This window comes from Pseudomonas sp. NBRC 100443 (assembly GCF_030268185.1).
GTDB lineage: Bacteria > Pseudomonadota > Gammaproteobacteria > Pseudomonadales > Pseudomonadaceae > Pseudomonas > Pseudomonas citronellolis.
Genome location: NZ_BSQE01000006.1, coordinates 203,127 through 222,984, shown reverse-complemented (window position 1 = coordinate 222,984; position 19,858 = coordinate 203,127). Strand labels below are relative to the sequence as shown.

The 19,858-nt window shown below is 67.1% G+C and carries 17 protein-coding genes; 15 read left to right on the top strand and 2 right to left on the bottom strand.

Annotated features, from left to right (window positions below; genetic code table 11):
- Nucleotides 1-3: 3 nt before the first annotated feature.
- Nucleotides 4-1,056, bottom strand: coding sequence for a 23S rRNA (cytidine(2498)-2'-O)-methyltransferase RlmM (gene rlmM / locus QSJ95_RS10325; protein ID WP_285642148.1), 1,053 nt, complete (start codon nucleotides 1,054-1,056; stop codon nucleotides 4-6).
- 337 nt (nucleotides 1,057-1,393) lie between these two features.
- On the opposite strand from rlmM, the gene acnA reads away from it, so the two are divergent.
- Entirely contained in the window at nucleotides 1,394-4,126 is a 2,733-nt protein-coding gene (gene acnA, locus QSJ95_RS10320; RefSeq protein WP_285642147.1) for an aconitate hydratase AcnA, read from the top strand.
- A gap of 462 nt (nucleotides 4,127-4,588) precedes the next feature.
- A complete protein-coding gene (locus QSJ95_RS10315; protein WP_276215291.1) occupies nucleotides 4,589-6,154 on the top strand; it encodes a methyl-accepting chemotaxis protein in 1,566 nt (521 codons plus the stop codon).
- A gap of 385 nt (nucleotides 6,155-6,539) precedes the next feature.
- Here QSJ95_RS10315 and QSJ95_RS10310 read toward each other — a convergent pair whose 3' ends face one another.
- A complete protein-coding gene (locus QSJ95_RS10310; protein ID WP_352230812.1) occupies nucleotides 6,540-7,244 on the bottom strand; it encodes an alpha/beta family hydrolase in 705 nt (234 codons plus the stop codon).
- 115 nt (nucleotides 7,245-7,359) lie between these two features.
- On the opposite strand from QSJ95_RS10310, the gene ccoN (QSJ95_RS10305) reads away from it, so the two are divergent.
- The 13 genes from ccoN (QSJ95_RS10305) to QSJ95_RS10245 all read left to right on the top strand — a co-directional run bounded on the left by ccoN (QSJ95_RS10305) (nucleotide 7,360) and on the right by QSJ95_RS10245 (nucleotide 19,790).
- Nucleotides 7,360-8,802, top strand: coding sequence for a cytochrome-c oxidase, cbb3-type subunit I (ccoN, locus tag QSJ95_RS10305; protein ID WP_009622814.1), 1,443 nt, complete (start codon nucleotides 7,360-7,362; stop codon nucleotides 8,800-8,802).
- Nucleotides 8,802-9,410: a cytochrome-c oxidase, cbb3-type subunit II gene (ccoO, locus tag QSJ95_RS10300; RefSeq protein WP_009622815.1), complete on the top strand. Its 609-nt coding sequence runs from the start codon at nucleotides 8,802-8,804 to the stop codon at nucleotides 9,408-9,410. Before ccoN (QSJ95_RS10305) ends, ccoO (QSJ95_RS10300) begins: the two co-directional genes overlap by 1 nt.
- 5 nt (nucleotides 9,411-9,415) lie before the next feature.
- Nucleotides 9,416-9,607, top strand: coding sequence for a CcoQ/FixQ family Cbb3-type cytochrome c oxidase assembly chaperone (locus QSJ95_RS10295; protein WP_024128706.1), 192 nt, complete (start codon nucleotides 9,416-9,418; stop codon nucleotides 9,605-9,607).
- Nucleotides 9,604-10,533, top strand: coding sequence for a cytochrome-c oxidase, cbb3-type subunit III (gene ccoP, locus QSJ95_RS10290; RefSeq protein ID WP_009622818.1), 930 nt, complete (start codon nucleotides 9,604-9,606; stop codon nucleotides 10,531-10,533). Before QSJ95_RS10295 ends, ccoP (QSJ95_RS10290) begins: the two co-directional genes overlap by 4 nt.
- 332 nt (nucleotides 10,534-10,865) lie before the next feature.
- Nucleotides 10,866-12,308, top strand: a complete 1,443-nt coding sequence (gene ccoN, locus QSJ95_RS10285; protein WP_009622820.1) for a cytochrome-c oxidase, cbb3-type subunit I — start codon at nucleotides 10,866-10,868, stop codon at nucleotides 12,306-12,308.
- A complete protein-coding gene (gene ccoO / locus QSJ95_RS10280) occupies nucleotides 12,308-12,916 on the top strand; it encodes a cytochrome-c oxidase, cbb3-type subunit II (protein WP_009622821.1) in 609 nt (202 codons plus the stop codon). The genes ccoN (QSJ95_RS10285) and ccoO (QSJ95_RS10280) overlap by 1 nt, the downstream gene beginning before the upstream one ends.
- Before the next feature lie 6 nt (nucleotides 12,917-12,922).
- Complete coding sequence (locus tag QSJ95_RS10275; protein ID WP_009622822.1) at nucleotides 12,923-13,114, top strand: CcoQ/FixQ family Cbb3-type cytochrome c oxidase assembly chaperone; 192 nt, start codon at nucleotides 12,923-12,925, stop codon at nucleotides 13,112-13,114.
- The gene (gene ccoP, locus QSJ95_RS10270) at nucleotides 13,111-14,082 is read left to right on the top strand and encodes a cytochrome-c oxidase, cbb3-type subunit III (RefSeq protein WP_009622823.1); all 972 of its coding nucleotides are present in this window, start codon (nucleotides 13,111-13,113) and stop codon (nucleotides 14,080-14,082) included. Before QSJ95_RS10275 ends, ccoP (QSJ95_RS10270) begins: the two co-directional genes overlap by 4 nt.
- A 216-nt stretch (nucleotides 14,083-14,298) precedes the next feature.
- Nucleotides 14,299-15,714 (top strand): cytochrome c oxidase accessory protein CcoG, encoded by a 1,416-nt coding sequence (gene ccoG, locus QSJ95_RS10265; RefSeq protein ID WP_009622824.1) that lies wholly within the window; start codon nucleotides 14,299-14,301, stop codon nucleotides 15,712-15,714.
- A gap of 143 nt (nucleotides 15,715-15,857) precedes the next feature.
- Nucleotides 15,858-16,394 (top strand): FixH family protein, encoded by a 537-nt coding sequence (locus tag QSJ95_RS10260; RefSeq protein WP_043271870.1) that lies wholly within the window; start codon nucleotides 15,858-15,860, stop codon nucleotides 16,392-16,394.
- The gene (locus QSJ95_RS10255; RefSeq protein ID WP_285642140.1) at nucleotides 16,391-18,847 is read left to right on the top strand and encodes a heavy metal translocating P-type ATPase; all 2,457 of its coding nucleotides are present in this window, start codon (nucleotides 16,391-16,393) and stop codon (nucleotides 18,845-18,847) included. Before QSJ95_RS10260 ends, QSJ95_RS10255 begins: the two co-directional genes overlap by 4 nt.
- A gap of 30 nt (nucleotides 18,848-18,877) precedes the next feature.
- Nucleotides 18,878-19,105, top strand: coding sequence for a cbb3-type cytochrome oxidase assembly protein CcoS (ccoS, locus tag QSJ95_RS10250; protein WP_043271872.1), 228 nt, complete (start codon nucleotides 18,878-18,880; stop codon nucleotides 19,103-19,105).
- On the top strand, nucleotides 19,098-19,790 hold the full coding sequence (locus QSJ95_RS10245; protein WP_058071093.1) for a sulfite exporter TauE/SafE family protein: 693 nt from the start codon (nucleotides 19,098-19,100) through the stop codon (nucleotides 19,788-19,790). Before ccoS ends, QSJ95_RS10245 begins: the two co-directional genes overlap by 8 nt.
- The last annotated feature ends 68 nt before the right edge of the window (nucleotides 19,791-19,858 follow it).

Below are 19,858 nucleotides of genomic sequence, written 5' to 3'. Positions count from 1 at the left end.
CGCCTACAGGCGTCGCAGGTGCACCGTGACTTCCTCGCGGTCGTGGTACAGCTGCTTGCAGCCGATGGCCACGCGCAGGCCGCGCTCGCGGAAACTCTCGCGCAGGCGTTCGAGGATCTTGCGCACCTCGGCGTAGCGCTGCTTCATCGGCAACTTCAGGTTGACCACCGCCTCGCGGCACAGGCCCTCGCCGATCCAGGTGTCGATCAGCCAGCCGGTGCGCGCCGGCTTCTCGACGATGTCGCAGACCATCCAGTCGACCATCTGCCGCGGGCGGAACACATAGCCGTCGGCGCGCTGGTGGTCCACCAGGCCGGAGTAGATCAGGTTCTCGGCCATGGGCCCGTTGTCCACGGCGATCACCCGCATCTCGCGGTTGACCAGCTGCCAGGTCCAGCCGCCGGGCGCCGCGCCCAGGTCGACGGCGAGCATGCCCGGCGCCAGGCGCTTGTCCCATTCGCCGCGCGGGATGAAGTGGTGCCAGGCCTCTTCCAGCTTGAGGGTGGAGCGGCTGGGCGCCTCGCGGGGGAACCGCAGGCGCGGGATGCCCATCGGCCACATGGCACTGTTGCGCGGCTCGGCGAGGCCGACGAAGACCTCGCGGCCGGAGCGGAAGGTCAGCAGCAGGCGCGGCAGGCTCGGGTCCTCGCGCAGCTTGCCGGCCTTGACCAGGGCGGCGCGCAGGGGCTTCTCGAACTTGCGGCAGAAGGTCGACAGTTCCTTGCCTTCGTTGCTGTCGAAGACTTCCAGCCACAGGCTGCCGCACAGCGGATACGGGCCCAGTTCCTCCAGCAGCGCGCCGATGCGGTCCTGCTCGGGCAACTGGACGAAGCCGGTGCCGCGGGCCCATTGGCGCGGGAAGATCAGCTCGGCGAAGCGCAGCTGGCGCATCAGCCGGTCGGCGCCGTCGGCCTCCTGGCAGACGAACTCGGCATAGGCGGTGGCCGGCTTGGCGCGGGCGTAACCGGCCACGTCGAGGCCGGCGGCCAGGTCGGAAATCTCCGCGCAGACCTCGTTCTCGAAGCCCGGGCGGCAATGCAGTAGCAGGGTGTTCATCGGGGTGTCTCCTTGGCCGCGCACTATAGTCGCTGCGCGGCCGGCTTTCACCCGGATTCGCCGCACGCCAGGGGAACCCCCGGCTGCGGCAAAAGGTCCAGAACCCATGGCAGGACCGCGCGCAGCGGTCTAGTTTGAGAGTTCCGAAGTCGCGATCCAGGGCTTGCCGTGCCCCGGAGAGCGCATGCCGGAAGTCGCCAGGATGCCGCCCGATATGCAGAAGATGACTGCCAATCTGCATTCCTTTTGCGCCAAGCCAGGAAGTCCGCCTGGACTTTCCGCCAGTATCGCAGCGGTGCCGTCGATCACCGGCAGAATCCAGCCTGAGGAGAACGTCATGCCCGCAGTGGACAGCCTGAACAGCCTTCGCACCCTTGAGGTGGGCGGCAAGACCTACCACTATTACAGCCTTCCGGAAGCCGCCAAGCAGCTCGGCGACCTGGACAAGCTGCCGAAGTCGCTCAAGGTGCTCTTGGAAAACCTCCTGCGCTGGGAGGACAACCATACGGTCAACACCGACGACCTGCGGGCCCTGGCCGGCTGGCTGAAGGAGCGCCGTTCCGACCGCGAGATCCAGTACCGCCCGGCGCGGGTGCTGATGCAGGACTTCACCGGGGTGCCGGCGGTGGTCGACCTGGCCGCCATGCGCGACGCCATGGCCAAGGCCGGGGGCGATCCGCAGAAGATCAACCCGCTGTCGCCGGTGGACCTGGTCATCGACCACTCGGTGATGGTCGACCGCTACGCCAGCCACGCCGCCTTCGCCGAGAACGTCGAGATCGAGATGCAGCGCAACGGCGAACGCTACGCCTTCCTGCGCTGGGGCCAGAACGCCTTCGACAACTTCCGCGTGGTGCCGCCGGGCACCGGCATCTGCCACCAGGTCAACCTGGAATACCTGGGCCGCACCGTGTGGACCAGGGACGAGGACGGGCGCACCTACGCCTTCCCCGATACCCTGGTCGGCACCGACTCGCACACCACCATGATCAACGGCCTGGGCGTGCTCGGCTGGGGCGTCGGCGGCATCGAGGCCGAGGCGGCCATGCTCGGCCAGCCGGTGTCGATGCTGATCCCCGAGGTGGTCGGCTTCAAGCTCACCGGCAAGCTCAGGGAAGGCATCACCGCCACCGACCTGGTGCTCACCGTCACCCAGATGCTGCGGCAGAAGGGCGTGGTGGGGAAATTCGTCGAGTTCTACGGCGACGGCCTGGCCGACCTGCCCCTGGCCGACCGCGCCACCATCGCCAACATGGCCCCGGAATACGGCGCCACCTGCGGCTTCTTCCCGGTGGACGAGATCACCCTGGGGTACCTGCGCCTGTCCGGCCGCCCGGAAGAGACGGTCAAGCTGGTGGAGGCCTACTGCAAGGCCCAGGGCCTGTGGCGCGAAAAGGGCCACGAGCCGGTGTTCACCGACGCCCTGCAACTGGACATGGGCGAGGTCGAGGCCAGCCTGGCCGGGCCCAAGCGCCCGCAGGACCGCGTGCCGCTGGGCCAGGTGGGCAAGGCCTTCGCCGACTTCCTCGCGCTGCAGCCCAAGGCCGCGCGCAGCCCGGAGGTCTCGCGCCTGCTCAATGAAGGCGGTGGCGGCGCCGCGGTGGGCAGCGCCGAGAGCCAGGGCGTCGAGTACCAGCACGAAGGCAAGAGCTACCACCTGCAGGACGGCGCGGTGGTCATCGCCGCCATCACCTCCTGCACCAACACCTCCAACCCCAGTGTGATGATGGCCGCCGGGCTGCTGGCGAAGAAGGCGCTGGAGAAGGGCCTGCAGCGCAAGCCCTGGGTGAAGAGTTCGCTGGCGCCCGGCTCCAAGGTGGTCACCGACTACTTCAAGGCCGCCGGCCTGACGAAGTACCTGGACGAGCTGGGCTTCGACCTGGTGGGCTACGGCTGCACCACCTGCATCGGCAACTCCGGGCCACTGCTGGAGCCCATCGAGAAGGCCATCCAGCAGGCCGACCTGACGGTGGCCTCGGTGCTCTCCGGCAACCGCAACTTCGAAGGCCGCGTGCACCCGCTGGTGAAGACCAACTGGCTGGCCTCGCCGCCCCTGGTGGTGGCCTACGCCCTGGCCGGCAGCGTGCGCCTGGACCTGACGAAGGACGCCCTGGGCACCGGCAAGGACGGCCAGCCGGTGTACCTGAAGGACATCTGGCCGAGCCAGCGGGAAATCGCCGAGGCGATCCAGAAGGTCGACACCGCCATGTTCCACAAGGAATACGCCGAGGTGTTCCAGGGCGACGAGAAGTGGCGCGCCATCCAGGTACCCCAGGCACAGACCTACACCTGGCAGGCCGACTCCACCTACATCCAGCACCCGCCGTTCTTCGAGCACATCGCCGACGCCCCGCCGAAGGTGGCCGACATCGAGAAGGCCCGGGTGCTGGCGGTGCTGGGCGACTCGGTGACCACCGACCACATCTCCCCCGCCGGCAACATCAAGAAGGACAGCCCCGCCGGGCGCTACCTAAGCGAGCATGGCGTGGCCTACGCCGACTTCAACTCCTACGGCTCGCGGCGCGGCAACCACGAGGTGATGATGCGCGGCACCTTCGCCAACATCCGCATCAAGAACGAGATGCTCGGCGGCGAGGAAGGCGGCAACACCCTGCATGTGCCCAGCGGCGAGAAGCTGGCGATCTACGATGCGGCCATGCGCTACCAGGCCGAGGGCACGCCGCTGCTGATCATCGCCGGCAAGGAGTACGGCACCGGCTCGTCCCGCGACTGGGCGGCCAAGGGCACCAACCTGCTGGGGGTGAAGGCGGTGATCGCCGAGAGCTTCGAGCGCATCCACCGCTCCAACCTGGTGGGCATGGGCGTGCTGCCGCTGCAGTTCACCGGCGGCCAGGACCGCAAGGCGCTGAACCTCACCGGCAAGGAAGTGCTGAACATCCGCGGCCTGGACGGCGAGCTGAAGCCGCACATGACGCTGAAGGTGGAAGTCACCCGCGAGGACGGCAAGCAGGACAGCTTCGAGGTGCTGTGCCGCATCGACACCCTCAACGAGGTGGAGTACTTCAAGGCCGGGGGGATCCTGCACTACGTGCTGCGTAGTTTGATCTGAGGGCTGCGCGAGGACGCTTTCGTAGGATGGGTTGAGCTTGCGAAACCCATGCGGTTGCAGTGATGGGTATCGCTTCGCTCAACCCATCCTACGGAGCGCGGTGTTTGTAGGAGCGCGCCCTGCGCGCGATTCGCGGGCAGGGCCCGCTCCTACGGTTTCCCCTTTCGCACCATACCCCCCTTGTAGGAGCGAGCTTGCTCGCGAATGAGCCCCGCAGAGGAGTTTGTTCGCGAGCAAGCTCGCTCCTACGAGAAGCCGTGCCCGCGCCTTTCATTCGGGCCAGGTCCGACGGACAAAACCTATTAGCTCATAGGAAAATCTCTTACGACCATGTGACAAGTAGCATTTTGATATCGTCCACTGCCAATATTCCCACGCCAAATATCGAACAAGGCTTCAACTTCCGTTGATTCCGGCCGATAACAAAACCGTCACATGCCTTCTTCGTGGACCTTGCCCTGAATGCGCAACAACCAGCCCATCACCCAGCGTGAACGCACCTACCCGGCGGAACAACGCCTGATCTCCACCACCAACAGCCGTGGCGTGATCACCTATGCCAACGATGCCTTCGTCGACATCAGCGGCTTCGCGCGGGACGAGCTGGTGGGCTCGCCGCACAACCTGGTGCGCCATCCCGACGTGCCGCCCGCGGTGTTCGCCCACATGTGGGCCACGCTGAAGAACGGCAAGCCATGGATGGGCATCGTCAAGAACCGCTGCAAGAACGGCGACCACTACTGGGTCAGCGCCTACGTCACGCCCATCTTCGAGCGCGACGAGATCGTCGGCTACGAGTCGGTGCGCGTGCGCCCCACCGCCGAGCAGGTGGAGCGCGCCCAGGCCCTGTACCAGCGGATCAACACCGGCAAGCCGGCGATCCCGCGCCGCGACCTGTGGCTACCGGTGCTGCTGGACTGGCTGCCGTTCATCCTGATCAGCCAGGTGGCCTTCCTCATCGGCGCCTGGCTCGACTCGCACTGGGGCTTCGCCCTCGCCGCCCTGCTCGCCGTCCCCCTCGGCCTGGCCGGCCTGGGCTGGCAGCAGCGCGGCCTCAAGCGCCTGCTGCGCCTGGCCGAGCAGACCACCTCGGACCCGCTGATCGCGCAGATGTACACCGACAGCCGCGGCGCCCAGGCGCGCCTGGAAATGGCCATCCTCAGCCAGGAAGCGCGCCTGAAGACCTGCCTGACGCGCCTGCAGGACACCGCCGAGCAGCTCACCGAGCAGGCCCGCCAGGCCGATACCCTGGCCCACCACAGCTCCTCCGGCCTGGAACGCCAGCGCGTGGAGACCGAGCAGGTGGCCACCGCGGTCAACCAGATGGCCGCCACCACCCAGGAAGTGGCGAACAACGTGCAGCGCACCGCCGACGCCACGCGCCAGGCCAACGAGCTGACGCGCCGCGGCCGCAGCGTGGCCAGCGAGACCCGCGAGGCCATCCAGCGCCTGTCCGCCTCGGTGGGCGAGACGGGCCTGGCGGTGAGCCAACTGGCCCAGGACAGCAACGAGATCGGCGGCGTGGTCGACGTGATCAAGGGCATCGCCGACCAGACCAACCTGCTGGCGCTCAATGCCGCCATCGAGGCGGCCCGCGCCGGCGAGATGGGCCGCGGCTTCGCCGTGGTGGCCGACGAGGTGCGCTCGCTGGCCCAGCGCACCGCCGAATCCACCGAGCAGATCCACGGCCTGATCGCCAAGCTGCAGCAAACCGCCGAGGGCGCGGTGAGCGCCATGGAAGTCGGCCGCCGCCAGGCCGACGAAGGCGTGGAACGGGTGCTGCTGGCCGACCAGGCGCTGTCGGGCATCAGCGACTCGGTGGCCAACATCGCCGACATGGCCAACCAGATCGCCGCGGCAGCCGAGGAACAGAGCGCGGTGGCCGAGGAGATCAACCGCAACATCGCCACCATCGCCCAACTGGCCGACCAGACCTCCGACGAGGCCCAGCGCACCGCGCAGCTGAGCGAGGAGCTGACGGGGACGGCGCAGAGCCAGTATTCGCTGGTGGAGCGGTTCAATCGTTGAGTGTTGGCGTTCGTTCGTAACGGGGGCTTCGGGTTCGGGTCCGCAGCGCGCGGATACCGAGGTCAGGCGGCGGATAACCGCGAACGGTTATTCGCCCTACGCTCCATGGGAGCGAGCTTGCTCGCGAACAGAGCGTCGCCTGGTTCAGCTTCGGAGCTACGCTGAAGTCCGTAACCCTCTCCCCAGCCCTCTCCCTGAAGGGAGAGGGAGCCGTCCGTGCCAATGGTGGGGTATGGATTCAGCCGGAACCTCCGGCTGACTTCGACCTTGTCGAGCGCGCCGACCCAGTCCCCTCTCCCTTCAGGGAGAGGGTTAGGGAGAGGGCGCGCGGTCAAGCCGGGTACCGAAACCACCGGCAGAACGCCATTCGCAAGCAAGCTCGCTCCTACGAAAGCCCCTCCAGAAACCCCGCCACCATCCCCGCCGCGCTCTCCAGGTGCTGCTCATGAGTCAGCCCTGACGCCTTCAACGGCTTCAGGTCATGGTCCGCCGCCGCCAGCCACTCGACGCGGATCGCCGGCGACAGCACGTATTCCGCCACATGCGCCCGGTCGCCCAGGGCATCGCGTTCGCCCTGGACGATCAGCGTCGACGTGCGCAGTTCGGCCAGGTGCGCCACCCGCGGTTTCTCCGGCTTGCCCGCGGCGTAGAAGGGGTAGCCCAGGCACACCAGGGCATCGGCGCCCAGTTCGTCGGCCAGCAGGCTGGCCATACGCCCGCCCATGGACTTGCCGCCGATGGCCAGCGGGCCCCGCACTTGCCCGCGCACCTGCTCGAACACCTGGCGCCAGCACTCCAGCAGCTGCTTCTGCGGGTTCGGCGGGCGCCGGCGGCCGTCCTCGCGGCGGGCGGCCATGTAGGGGAACTCGAAGCGCGCTACCGCCACGCCCCGGGCGGCCAGGCGCCATGCCATTTCGTCCATGAACGGGCTGTCCATGGGCGCACCGGCGCCATGGGCCAGGACGAGGGTTGCCGACAACGCACCGGCCGGCCGGTTCCACAGCAGCGACAAAGCGCCACACTCCCCCGCCGGGCCGGGCGCCGAGGGCGATTGATCAAAATCAATATTCGGTTTCCGGGGTTTATCCATTCTTCGCTCCGCTAGTTGCGTAATTAGTACCTGTCCCTGGGGGAGGGGCGGCGTTCGCCGTAAGGAACCCGCCGGGATGGGCTAGCCCATAACCGTGGATGGAAGCCCATATACCATGAGCACAACCAATCAGACCGCTTATAACTACAAGGTGGTCCGCCAGTTCGCCGTGATGACGGTGATCTGGGGAATCGTCGGCATGCTGGTCGGCGTCGTCATCGCCGCCCAGCTGGTGTGGCCGGAACTCAACCTCGGCTTGCCGTGGACGAGCTTCGGGCGCCTGCGCCCACTGCACACCAACGCCGTGATCTTCGCCTTCGGTGGCTGCGCCCTGTTCGCCACCAGCTACTACGCGGTGCAGCGTACCTGCCAGGTACGCCTGTTCTCCGACACCCTGGCCTCCTTCACCTTCTGGGGCTGGCAGCTGGTGATCCTGCTGGCCGCCATCAGCCTGCCGCTGGGCTACACCTCCTCCAAGGAGTACGCCGAGCTGGAATGGCCGATCGACATCCTCATCACCATCGTGTGGGTCGCCTACGCCGTGGTGTTCTTCGGCACCCTGGTGAAGCGCAAGACCAAGCACATCTACGTGGGCAACTGGTTCTTCGGCGGCTTCATCCTGACCGTGGCGCTGCTGCACGTGGTCAACAACCTAGAGCTGCCGGTCGGCTTCATGAAGTCGTACTCCATCTACTCCGGCGCCACCGACGCCATGGTGCAGTGGTGGTACGGCCACAACGCCGTGGGCTTCTTCCTCACCGCCGGCTTCCTGGGGATGATGTACTACTTCGTGCCCAAGCAGGCCGAGCGTCCGGTGTACTCCTATCGCCTGTCGATCGTGCACTTCTGGGCGCTGATCGCGGTGTACATCTGGGCCGGCCCGCACCACCTGCACTACACCGCCCTGCCCGACTGGGCGCAGTCCCTGGGCATGGTGATGTCGCTGATCCTCCTGGCGCCCTCCTGGGGCGGCATGATCAACGGCATGATGACCCTCTCCGGGGCCTGGCATAAGCTGCGCAGCGACCCGATCCTGCGCTTCCTGGTGGTCTCCCTGGCCTTCTACGGCATGTCCACCTTCGAAGGCCCGATGATGGCCATCAAGACCGTCAACGCCCTCTCCCACTACACCGACTGGACCATCGGCCACGTGCATGCCGGCGCGCTGGGCTGGGTCGCCATGGTCTCCATCGGTTCGCTGTACCACATGATCCCGAAAGTGTTCGGCCGCGAGCAGATGCACAGCGTGGGCCTGATCAACGCGCACTTCTGGCTCGCCACCATCGGCACCGTGCTCTACATCGCCTCTATGTGGGTCAACGGCATCACCCAGGGCCTGATGTGGCGTGCGGTCAACGCCGACGGCACCCTCACCTACTCCTTCGTCGAAGCGCTCGCCGCCGGCCACCCCGGCTTCGTCGTGCGCATGATCGGCGGCGCCGTGTTCCTCAGCGGCATGCTGATCATGGCCTACAACACCTGGCGCACCATCGCCTCCTCCAAAGCCGAGGAAGCTGAAGCGGCCGCCCGGATTCCCGCCGTCGTAGGAGCCCACTGATGAAACACGAAGTACTCGAGAAGAACGTCGGCCTGCTGGCCCTGTGCATGGCCGTGGCCGTGAGCATCGGCGGCCTGACGCAGATCGTCCCGCTGTTCTTCCAGGACGTCACCAACACCCCGGTGGAAGGCATGAAGCCCTACACCGCCCTGCAGCTGGAAGGCCGCGACATCTACATCCGCGAGGGCTGCGTCGGCTGCCACTCGCAGATGATCCGCCCGTTCCGCGCCGAGACCGAGCGCTACGGCCACTACTCCGTGGCCGGCGAGAGCGTCTGGGACCACCCCTTCCTGTGGGGCTCCAAGCGTACCGGTCCGGACCTGGCCCGCGTCGGCGGCCGCTACTCCGACGACTGGCACCGCGCGCACCTGTACAACCCGCGCAACGTGGTGCCGGAGTCGAAGATGCCGGCCTACCCCTGGCTGGTCGAGAACAAGCTCGACGGCAAGGACATCGAAGGCAAGCTCAAGGCCATGCGCACCCTCGGCGTGCCCTACACCGACGAGGACATCGCCGGCGCCCGCGAGAGCGTTCAGGGCAAGACCGAGATGGACGCCGTGGTGGCCTACCTGCAAGGCCTGGGCACAGCGATCAAGAACAAGCGGTGATGGCCATGGACATCGGAACCATCCGCGGCCTCGGCACCGTCGTGGTGATGCTCGCCTTCATCGGCGTCACCCTCTGGGCCTACAGCGGCAAGCGCAAGCAGCGCTTCGACGCCGACGCCCTGCTGCCCTTCGCCGACGATCCGCAGGCTCTGCGCCACGCCGAGCATGAACAAGCTTCTGGGAGCAACAAAGCATGACTACCTTCTGGAGTCTGTACATCACCGTACTGACCGTCGGATCGCTGATCGCCCTGCTATGGCTGGTCTTCGCCACCCGCAGCGGCGAGACCAAGGGCGCCACCGACCAGACCATGGGGCACTCCTTCGACGGTATCGAGGAATACGACAACCCGCTGCCGCGCTGGTGGTTCCTGCTGTTCGTGGGCACCATCGTCTTCGCCGTCGGCTACCTGGCCCTGTACCCGGGCCTGGGCAACTGGAAAGGCGTACTGCCGGGCTACACCGACGGCTGGACCCAGGTCAAACAGCTGGAACGCGAGCAGGCCCTGGCCGACGAGAAATACGCGCCGATCTTCGCCAAGTACTCGGCCATGTCCGTCGAAGACGTGGCCAAGGACCCACAGGCCATGAAGACCGGCGAACGCCTGTTCGCCACCTACTGCTCGATCTGCCACGGCTCCGACGCCAAGGGCGCCATGGGCTTCCCCAACCTGACCGACCAGGACTGGCGCTGGGGCGGCGACGCGCAAACCATCCAGACCACCATCCTCGGCGGCCGCCACGCGGTGATGCCGGCCTGGGGCGAGGTGCTGGGCGACCAGGGCGTGCATGACGTGGCCGCGTTCGTCACCACCAAGCTGGACGGCCGCAAGCTGCCCGAAGGCGTGACCGACGCCCAGGTGGCCAATGGCGAGAAGCTCTTCGCCACCACCTGCGTCGCCTGCCACGGCCCGGAAGGCAAGGGCACCGCCGCCCTGGGCGCGCCGGACCTGACCCACCCGGGTGCGTTCATCTACGGTTCGGGCTTCGCCCAGCTGCAGCAGACCATCCGCCATGGCCGCCAGGGCCAGATGCCGGCCCAGGAAGCCTACCTGGGCAAGGACAAGGTCCACGTCCTGGCCGCGTACATCTACAACATTTCCCGCCCGGAAAACGCCAACTGATCCACCCTCCGCTCGCGCCCGCCCGGGCGCGAGCAACTTCCGCGCAGTTACGCGACCAAGTGTCGCACCTCGCGCGCGCCATTCCTTCACACTGCTCTAGATCAAGACTAAGCTCATTCCATCCGTGAGTCGGCAGTAATTGGGGGAATCCCTACGCTTATCAGGGTTTCCACGCCGATAGAAAGCCAGAAAAACATTGGCAGAAATGCCTTCAAAGCAGCATGCGCAGCGGCTCCGGGGCTTATTCCGGCGCGTTGCATTGCCTAGTGGCTTTCTACATACTTGCCGCCGTTTTTTGTCCCTAAATAGCAAAAAAACCGTGGAACCTTAGAATGAGCACAGCAATCAGTCCGACTGCTTATAACTATAAGGTAATCCGCCAGTTCGCCATCATGACGGTGGTCTGGGGAATACTAGGAATGGGGATGGGTGTTTTCATCGCCTCACAGTTGGTATGGCCCGAGCTGAACCTCGGCTTGCCGTGGACCAGTTTCGGGCGACTTCGCCCGTTGCACACCAACCTGGTGATCTTCGCCTTCGGCGGCTGTGCTCTGTTCGCAACCTCCTACTACGTGGTGCAACGCACCTGCCAGACCCGTCTGATCTCCGATAGCCTGGCCGCCTTCACCTTCTGGGGCTGGCAGGCGGTGATCGTACTGGCCGCCATCACCCTGCCGCTGGGCTACACCTCCTCCAAGGAGTACGCCGAGCTGGAATGGCCGGTCGACATCCTGATCGCCATCGTCTGGGTCACCTATGCCGTGGTGTTCTTCGGCACCATCGTCAAGCGCCAGACCAAGCACATCTATGTGGGCAACTGGTTCTACGGCGGCTTCATCCTGGTGACCGCGATGCTGCACATTGTCAACAACCTGGAGATCCCGGTCGGCTGGTTCAAGTCCTACTCCATCTACTCCGGCGCCACCGACGCCATGGTCCAGTGGTGGTACGGCCACAACGCCGTGGGCTTCTTCCTGACCACCGGCTTCCTCGGCATGATGTACTACTTCGTGCCCAAGCAGGCCGAGCGCCCGGTCTACTCCTACCGCCTGTCCATCGTCCACTTCTGGGCGCTGATCACCCTGTACATCTGGGCCGGCCCGCACCACCTGCACTACACCGCGCTGCCGGACTGGGCGCAGTCCCTGGGCATGGTGATGTCGCTGATCCTCCTGGCCCCGAGCTGGGGCGGCATGATCAACGGCATGATGACCCTCTCCGGCGCCTGGCATAAGCTGCGCACCGACCCCATCCTGCGCTTCCTGGTGGTGTCCCTGGCCTTCTACGGCATGTCCACCTTCGAAGGCCCGATGATGGCCATCAAGACGGTGAACTCGCTGTCCCACTACACCGACTGGACCATCGGCCACGTGCACGCCGGGGCGCTGGGCTGGGTAGCGATGATCTCCATCGGCTCGCTGTATCACATGATCCCGAAAGTGTTCGGCCGCGAGCAGATGCACAGCACCGGCCTGATCAACGCGCACTTCTGGCTCGCCACCATCGGCACCGTGCTCTACATCGCCTCGATGTGGGTCAACGGCATCACCCAGGGCCTGATGTGGCGCGCGGTGAACACCGACGGCACCCTCACCTACTCCTTCGTCGAAGCGCTGCAGGCCAGCCACCCGGGCTTCATGGTCCGCGCGCTGGGCGGCTTCTTCTTCGCCTTCGGCATGCTGCTGATGGCCTACAACACCTTCCGTACCGTGCGTGGCTACAACGCTGCTGAAGTCGATGCCGCTGCCCGCATTCCCGCTGTAGGAGCTCATTGATGAAGCACGAAGCAGTCGAGAAGAACATCGGCCTGCTGGCCTTCTTCATGGTCATAGCCGTGAGCATCGGCGGCCTGACGCAGATCGTCCCGCTGTTCTTCCAGGACGTGACCAACAAGCCGGTGGAAGGCATGAAGCCACGCACCGCGCTGGAGCTCGAAGGTCGTGACATCTATATCCGCGAAGGCTGCGTGGGCTGCCACTCGCAGATGATCCGCCCGTTCCGCGCCGAGACCGAGCGCTACGGCCACTACTCCGTGGCCGGCGAAAGCGTCTGGGACCACCCCTTCCTGTGGGGCTCCAAGCGTACCGGCCCGGACCTGGCCCGCGTCGGCGGCCGCTACTCCGACGACTGGCACCGCGCGCACCTGTACAACCCGCGCAACGTGGTGCCGGAGTCGAAGATGCCGGCCTACCCCTGGCTGGTCGAGAACAAGCTCGACGGCAAGGACATCGAAGGCAAGCTCAAGGCCATGCGCACCCTCGGCGTGCCCTACACCGACGAGGACATCGCCGGTGCTCGCGATGCCGTGAAAGGCAAGACCGAGATGGACGCCCTGGTGGCCTACCTGCAGAGTCTGGGCACCATCATCAAGAGCAAACGGTGACAGCAGATGGATATCGGGACGATTCGCGGCCTCGGCACCGTCGTAGTGATGGTCGCCTTCATCGGCGTACTGCTCTGGGCCTACAGCGGCAAGCGCAAGCAGCGCTTCGACGACGACGCCCTGCTGCCCTTCGCGGACGACCCGGCAGCCATGAAGCACGTCGAGAAAGAACAAGCTTCTAGGAGCAACAAAGAATGACAACCTTCTGGAGTCTGTACGTCACCGTACTTACCCTGGGCACCATCTTCGCCCTGGCCTGGCTGCTGTTCGCCACCCGCCGCGGCCAGCGCAGCGAAGCCACCGACGAGACCGTCGGGCACGCCTTCGACGGCATCGAGGAGTACGACAACCCGCTGCCGAAGTGGTGGTTCATGCTGTTCGTCGCCACCTTCGTCTTCGCCCTGGGCTACCTGGTCCTGTACCCGGGCCTGGGCAACTGGAAGGGCCTGCTGCCGGGCTACCAGGAAGTCAGCGACGGCAAGCCCTTCGCCAATGGCCAGCCGGGCTGGACCGGCGTGCACCAGTGGGAAAAGGAAATGGCCAAGGCCGACGAGAAGTACGGCCCGATCTTCGCCAAGTTCGCCGCCATGCCCATCGAAGATGTGGCCAAGGACCCGCTGGCGCTGAAGATGGGCGGCCGCCTGTTCGCCTCCAACTGCTCGGTGTGCCACGGCTCCGACGCCAAGGGCGCCTACGGCTTCCCCAACCTGACCGACCAGGACTGGCGCTGGGGCGGTGCCACCGCGGACATCGAGACCACCATCAAGGGTGGCCGCCACGCCGCCATGCCGGCCTGGGGCGAAGTCCTGGGCGACCAGGGCGTGCATGACGTGGCCGCCTTCGTCACCAGCAAGCTGGACGGCCGCAAGCTGCCCGAAGGCGTGACCGACGAGCAGGTGGCCAATGGCGGCAAGATCTTCGCCACCACCTGCGTCGCCTGCCACGGCCCCGAGGGCAAGGGCACCGCCGCCATGGGCGCGCCCAACCTGACGCACCCGGCCGCCTTCATCTACGGCTCGAGCTTCTCCCAGCTGCAGCAGACCATCCGCTACGGCCGCCAGGGCCAGATGCCGGCCCAGCTGGAACGCCTCGGCGCCGACCAGGTGCACCTGCTGGCCGCCTACGTGTACAGCCTGTCCCAGGGTGATGCGCAGAAGAGCGAATAAGCGCTTCCGCCCTCCCCTCGCAACACCCAGCGGCGCCGGTTCCTACCGGCGCCGCTCTATTTCGGGGAACGAAAAATCTTCCGAATATTCTGACGCGACCAACGGTCGCACCGTTGCACACCGGGCCAAGTCGTATCATGTTTAGGCGTGCAGCCATATCCTGACCCTTTCGGCACGTATCGACAGGGCGCCCTCCCACTGCCGTGGTACGCACTGATGAGCAAACAGATTCCCGTGCAAGACGTCACACCGCCCGCGAAGAAGGGTGGGGAGAACGTCGACTTATATGCCTCCCGCGAGAAGATCTACACCCGGGCCTTCACCGGGTTCTTCCGCAACCTGCGCCGTGTCGGCGGCGCTTTCCTGTTCCTTCTCTACTTCGGCACCGTGTGGCTGACCTGGAACGGTCGGCAGGCGGTGTGGTGGGACCTGCCCGAGCGCAAGTTCTACATCTTCGGCGCCACCTTCTGGCCGCAGGACTTCATCCTCCTCTCCGGGTTGCTGATCATCAGCGCCTTCGGGCTGTTCTTCATCACGGTGTTCGCCGGCCGCGTCTGGTGCGGCTACACCTGCCCGCAGAGCGTGTGGACCTGGATCTACATGTGGTGCGAGAAGGTCACCGAAGGCGACCGCAACCAGCGCATGAAGCTGGACAAGGCGCCGATGAGCGGCAACAAGCTGCTGCGCAAGGCCGCCAAGCACACGCTGTGGCTGCTGATCGGCCTGGTCACCGGCCTGACCTTCGTCGGCTACTTCGCCCCCATCCGCGAACTGCTGATGGACCTGGTCACCGGCGAAGCCGACGGCTGGGCCTACTTCTGGGTCGGTTTCTTCACCCTGGCCACCTACGGCAACGCCGGCTGGCTGCGCGAGCAGGTGTGCATCTACATGTGCCCCTACGCGCGCTTCCAGAGCGTGATGTTCGACAAGGACACCCTGATCGTCTCCTACGACCCGCGCCGCGGCGAGAAGCGCGGCCCGCGCAAGAAGACCCTGGACTACAAGGCCCAGGGCCTGGGCGACTGCATCGACTGCACCATGTGCGTACAGGTCTGCCCCACCGGCATCGACATCCGCGACGGCCTGCAGATCGAGTGCATCGGCTGCGCCGCGTGCATCGACGCCTGCGACAGCATCATGGACAAGATGGGCTACCCGCGCGGGCTGATCAGCTACACCACCGAGCACAACCTGTCCGGGCAGAAGACGCACCTGGTGCGCCCGCGCCTGATCGGCTACGCCATCGCCCTGTGCGTGATGATGAGCCTGCTGGCCACCGCCATCGTGATCCGCCCGCTGGTGGGCTTCGACGTCAGCAAGGACCGCGTGCTCTACCGCGAGAACGCCGAAGGCCGGATCGAGAACGTCTACAGCCTGAAGATCATGAACAAGGACCAGCGCGACCACACCTACGTGCTCGGCGCCAAGGGCCTGGAAGGCCTGACCCTGGAAGGCCGCAAGGAAGTGCAGGTGGCCGCCGGCGACATCCTCGCCATGCCGGTGGAACTGGCGGTGGACCCGGACAAGCTGCCGTCCAGCACCAACAAGATCACCTTCACCATCCAGTCGGTGGACGAGCCGTCCATCAGCAAGGAAGCCGACAGCCGCTTCATCGGCCCGGTGGTACGCTGAACCCCGGCTGAACCGCAACGCATCCCGCCCCCGCGGCGGGATGCCAGCGGCACGCGGAGCACGTAGAATCCGCCCCACCCAGGCGCGCCGCCCACCCCTCGGGCAGGCCGCCTCCGCCCCGCGGACCACGAGAGAGAAAACCCATGCAGTCGGCGCCCGCCCAACAACCCTGGTACAAGCACCTCTGGCCCTGGATCATCATCGGCATGCTCGCCACCTCGGTGTTCCTCAGCCTGACGATGGTGCGCATCGCCGTGGAGAACCAGGACACCCTGGTCAACGACAACTACTACGAGGCCGGCAAGGGCATCAACCGCTCGCTGGACCGCGAGCACCTGGCCCAGCAACTGCACATGCAGGCCCAGGTGCGCCTGGACAAGCTCACCGGCGAGGTCGAGGTACGCCTGAAGGGCGACAGCCAGCCGGCGCAGCTGACCCTCAACCTGATCTCCCCCACCCTGGAATCCCAGGACCGCCACGTCGCCCTGCTGCCGGCCAACGAACCGGGCCGCTACACCGGCCGCCTGGACAGCGCCGTCGAAGGCCGCCGCTTCGTCGAACTGCTCGGCGAGCAGGATGGCCACGCCTGGCGCCTGTTCGAAGAAGAGAAGCTCATCGCCGACGGCGAGATCCTTCTCGGCGACGAACCCCTCAAGGGGGATGAAGTCCAGCGCCCATGAGCGCCCCCCGGCCCTGCTACCACTGCGCGCTGCCGGTCCCGTCCGGCAGCCGCTTCACCGCCCGGGTCCTCGGCGAGACCCGCGAATTCTGCTGCCCCGGCTGCCAGGCCGTGGCCGAGGCCATAGTCGCCAGTGGCCTGGAAGGCTATTACCGGCACCGCACCGAATCGGCCGCCAACCCCGAGGCGCTGCCCGCGCAACTCGGCGACGAACTGGCCCTGCTCGACCGCCCCGACGTGCAGCAGCCCTTCGTCCAGCACCAGGGCGAACTGGCCGAGACCACCCTGATCCTCGAAGGCATCAGTTGCGCCGCCTGCGGCTGGCTGATCGAAAAACACCTGCGGCGATTGCCGGCGGTGGCCGAGGCCGGGCTCAACCTGTCCAACCACCGCCTGCACGTGCGCTGGGCCGACGGCCAGTTGCCGCTCAGCGGCCTGCTCGCCGAGCTGCGCAGGATCGGCTACGCCGCCCACCCCTACCGGCCGGACAAGGCCGCCGAGCAGCTCGCCGAAGAGAACCGCCGCTCCCTGCGCCAGCTGGGCGTGGCCGGCATGCTGTGGTTCCAGGCGATGATGGCGACCATGGCCACCTGGCCGGAATTCAACATCGACCTCAGCGCCGAGATGCACGAAATCCTGCGCTGGGTGGCGATGTTCCTCACCACGCCGATCGTCTTCTACTCCTGCCAGCCGTTCTTCCGCGGCGCCCTGCGCGACTTGCGCACGCGCCACCTGACCATGGACGTCTCGGTGTCCCTGGCCATCGGCGGCGCCTACCTGGCCGGCATCTGGACCGCCATCACCGGCAAGGGCGACCTGTACTTCGACGCGGTGGGCATGTTCGCCCTGTTCCTGCTCGCCGGCCGCTATCTCGAACGCCGCGCCCGTGAGCGCACGGCGGCGGCCACCGCGCAACTGGTCAACCTGCTGCCGGCCTCCTGCCTGCGCCTGGACGACGCCGGCAACAGCCAGCGCATCCTGCTCAGCGAACTGCGCATCGGCGACCGCGTGCTGGTGCCGCCGGGCGCGGTGCTGCCGGCCGACGGCCTGATCCTCGCCGGCCAGTCCAGCGTCGACGAATCCCTGCTTACCGGCGAATACCTGCCGCAGCCGCGCCAGGCCGGCGACAGCGTCACCGGCGGCACCCTCAACGTCGAAGGCCCGCTGACCCTGCAGGTGCAGGCCCTGGGCGACGACAGCCGGCTGTCGGCCATCGTCCGCCTGCTGGAGCGCGCCCAGGCCGACAAGCCGCGCCTGGCGCAGCTCGCCGACAGCGCCGCGCAATGGTTCCTGCTGGTGCTGCTGGCGCTGGCCGCGGTGGTCGGCCTGTTCTGGTGGCAGCACGACGCCTCGCGGGCCTTCTGGGTGGTCCTGTCGATGCTGGTCGCCACCTGCCCCTGCGCCCTCTCCCTGGCCACGCCCACCGCCCTCACCGCGGCCACCGGCAGCCTGCACAAGCTCGGCCTGCTGCTCACCCGCGGCCACGTGCTGGAAGGCCTGAAACGCATCGACACGGTGATCTTCGACAAGACCGGCACCCTCACCGAAGGCCGCCTGACCCTGCGCGCCGTACAGCCGCTGGGCGAACTCGACGGCGAACGCTGCCTGGCCCTGGCCGCGGCCCTGGAGAACCGCTCCGAACACCCCATCGCCCGCGCCTTCGGCCGCGCCCCGCAACCCGCCGAAGCCGTGGAAAGCCACCCTAGCCTGGGCCTGGAAGGCGTGGTCGACGGCCAGCGCCTGCGCATCGGCCAGGCCGCCTTCGTCTGCGCCCTGAGCGGCCAGCCCGCACCGGCCATGCCCAATGAGCACGGCCAGTGGCTGCTGCTGGGCGACGCGCGCGGCCCACTGGCCTGGCTGGTGCTCGACGACCGCCTGCGCGACGACGCCCCGGCCCTGCTGCAGGCCTGCCGCGAGCGCGGCTGGCGCACCCTGCTGCTGTCCGGCGACAGCTCGCCGATGGTGCAGAGCGTGGCCGCCGAACTGGGCATCGACGAAGTCCACGGCGGCCTGCGCCCGGACGACAAGCTGGCGATCCTCAGGCAACTGCACGGCGAAGGCCGCCACGTGCTGATGCTCGGCGACGGCGTCAACGACGTGCCGGTGCTGGCCGCCGCCGACATCAGCGTGGCCATGGGCAGCGCCACCGACCTGGCCAAGACCAGCGCCGACGCGGTGCTGCTGTCCAACCGCCTGGACAGCCTGGTGCAGGCCTTCGTCCTGGCCCGCCGCACCCGCAGGGTGATCGTCGAGAACCTGGTCTGGGCGGGGTTGTACAATAGCCTGATGCTGCCCTTCGCCGCCCTCGGCTGGATCACCCCCGCCTGGGCGGCCATCGGCATGTCGGTCAGCTCGCTGACCGTGGTGCTCAACGCCCTGCGCCTGACCCGCGTGCGCGCCCTGCCGGCGGCCCCCGAAGCCGCGCCGCTGGTCATCCCGCTCGCCGCCCACTGAAGGCGCGCAGGCCTTTTCAACGGAGTCGATATGCCCGCTCTCTACGTAATGATCCCGGTGGCGCTGATCATCGTCGCCATCGCCGTCTGGATCTTCTTCTGGGCGGTGAACAGCGGCCAGTACGACGACATGGACGGCCCGGCCCACAGCATCCTGTTCGACGACGAGGACCCCAAGCACCAGGCCGGCATCGACGAGGCCGAAGGCGCCAGGGACGCGCAGGCCGAAGCCCGGGACAAGGACTCGCGCGATGCTTGACCTGGCGCCCATGCTGGCGTCTGCGCTGATCCTCGGCCTGCTCGGCGGCGGCCACTGCCTGGGCATGTGCGGCGGCCTGATGGGCGCGCTGACCCTGGCCATTCCGGCGGAGCAGCGCGGGCGCCGCCTGCAGCTGCTGCTGGCCTACAACCTCGGGCGCATCCTCAGCTACGCCGCCGCCGGCCTGCTGCTGGGCCTGGCCGGCTGGGCCATCGCCAGCACCCCCTTCGCCTCGGCGCTGCGCGTGGTCGCCGGCCTGCTGCTGGTCGCCATGGGCCTGTACCTGGCCGGCTGGTGGAGCGGCCTGACGCGCATCGAGGCCCTCGGCCGCGGCCTGTGGAAATACATCCAGCCCTTCGCCAGCCGCCTGCTGCCGGTGGCCAGCGTGCCGCGCGCGCTGCTGCTCGGCGCGCTCTGGGGCTGGCTGCCCTGCGGCCTGGTCTACAGCACCCTGCTGTGGACCAGCAGCCAGGGCTCGGCGCTGGAAAGCGCGCTGCTGATGCTCGCCTTCGGCCTGGGTACCTGGCCGGTGCTGCTGGCCACGGGGCTTGCCGCCGAACGCATCACGGCGCTGCTGCGCAAGCGCAGCGTGCGCATGGCCGGCGGCCTGCTGGTGATCCTCTTCGGCCTGTGGACCCTGCCCGGCCCACACCAGGCGTGGCTGATGGGGCATGCGATGCATTGAAGCCCCCGCTTTTCGTAGGAGCGAGGGGGGCGCCTAGCTCTTGCTCGCGAACGGGCTTCACCTTGGTG

What these genes read in the sequence shown, in the direction of transcription:
- rlmM (WP_285642148.1), bottom strand. Translation starts at nt 1,056, where the DNA reads ATGAACACCCTGCTACTGCATTGCCGCCCGGGCTTCGAGAACGAGGTC.
- acnA (WP_285642147.1), top strand. Translation starts at nt 1,394, where the DNA reads ATGCCCGCAGTGGACAGCCTGAACAGCCTTCGCACCCTTGAGGTGGGC.
- QSJ95_RS10315 (WP_276215291.1), top strand. Translation starts at nt 4,589, where the DNA reads ATGCGCAACAACCAGCCCATCACCCAGCGTGAACGCACCTACCCGGCG.
- QSJ95_RS10310 (WP_352230812.1), bottom strand. Translation starts at nt 7,244, where the DNA reads ATGGATAAACCCCGGAAACCGAATATTGATTTTGATCAATCGCCCTCG.
- ccoN (WP_009622814.1), top strand. Translation starts at nt 7,360, where the DNA reads ATGAGCACAACCAATCAGACCGCTTATAACTACAAGGTGGTCCGCCAG.
- ccoO (WP_009622815.1), top strand. Translation starts at nt 8,802, where the DNA reads ATGAAACACGAAGTACTCGAGAAGAACGTCGGCCTGCTGGCCCTGTGC.
- QSJ95_RS10295 (WP_024128706.1), top strand. Translation starts at nt 9,416, where the DNA reads ATGGACATCGGAACCATCCGCGGCCTCGGCACCGTCGTGGTGATGCTC.
- ccoP (WP_009622818.1), top strand. Translation starts at nt 9,604, where the DNA reads ATGACTACCTTCTGGAGTCTGTACATCACCGTACTGACCGTCGGATCG.
- ccoN (WP_009622820.1), top strand. Translation starts at nt 10,866, where the DNA reads ATGAGCACAGCAATCAGTCCGACTGCTTATAACTATAAGGTAATCCGC.
- ccoO (WP_009622821.1), top strand. Translation starts at nt 12,308, where the DNA reads ATGAAGCACGAAGCAGTCGAGAAGAACATCGGCCTGCTGGCCTTCTTC.
- QSJ95_RS10275 (WP_009622822.1), top strand. Translation starts at nt 12,923, where the DNA reads ATGGATATCGGGACGATTCGCGGCCTCGGCACCGTCGTAGTGATGGTC.
- ccoP (WP_009622823.1), top strand. Translation starts at nt 13,111, where the DNA reads ATGACAACCTTCTGGAGTCTGTACGTCACCGTACTTACCCTGGGCACC.
- ccoG (WP_009622824.1), top strand. Translation starts at nt 14,299, where the DNA reads ATGAGCAAACAGATTCCCGTGCAAGACGTCACACCGCCCGCGAAGAAG.
- QSJ95_RS10260 (WP_043271870.1), top strand. Translation starts at nt 15,858, where the DNA reads ATGCAGTCGGCGCCCGCCCAACAACCCTGGTACAAGCACCTCTGGCCC.
- QSJ95_RS10255 (WP_285642140.1), top strand. Translation starts at nt 16,391, where the DNA reads ATGAGCGCCCCCCGGCCCTGCTACCACTGCGCGCTGCCGGTCCCGTCC.
- ccoS (WP_043271872.1), top strand. Translation starts at nt 18,878, where the DNA reads ATGCCCGCTCTCTACGTAATGATCCCGGTGGCGCTGATCATCGTCGCC.
- QSJ95_RS10245 (WP_058071093.1), top strand. Translation starts at nt 19,098, where the DNA reads ATGCTTGACCTGGCGCCCATGCTGGCGTCTGCGCTGATCCTCGGCCTG.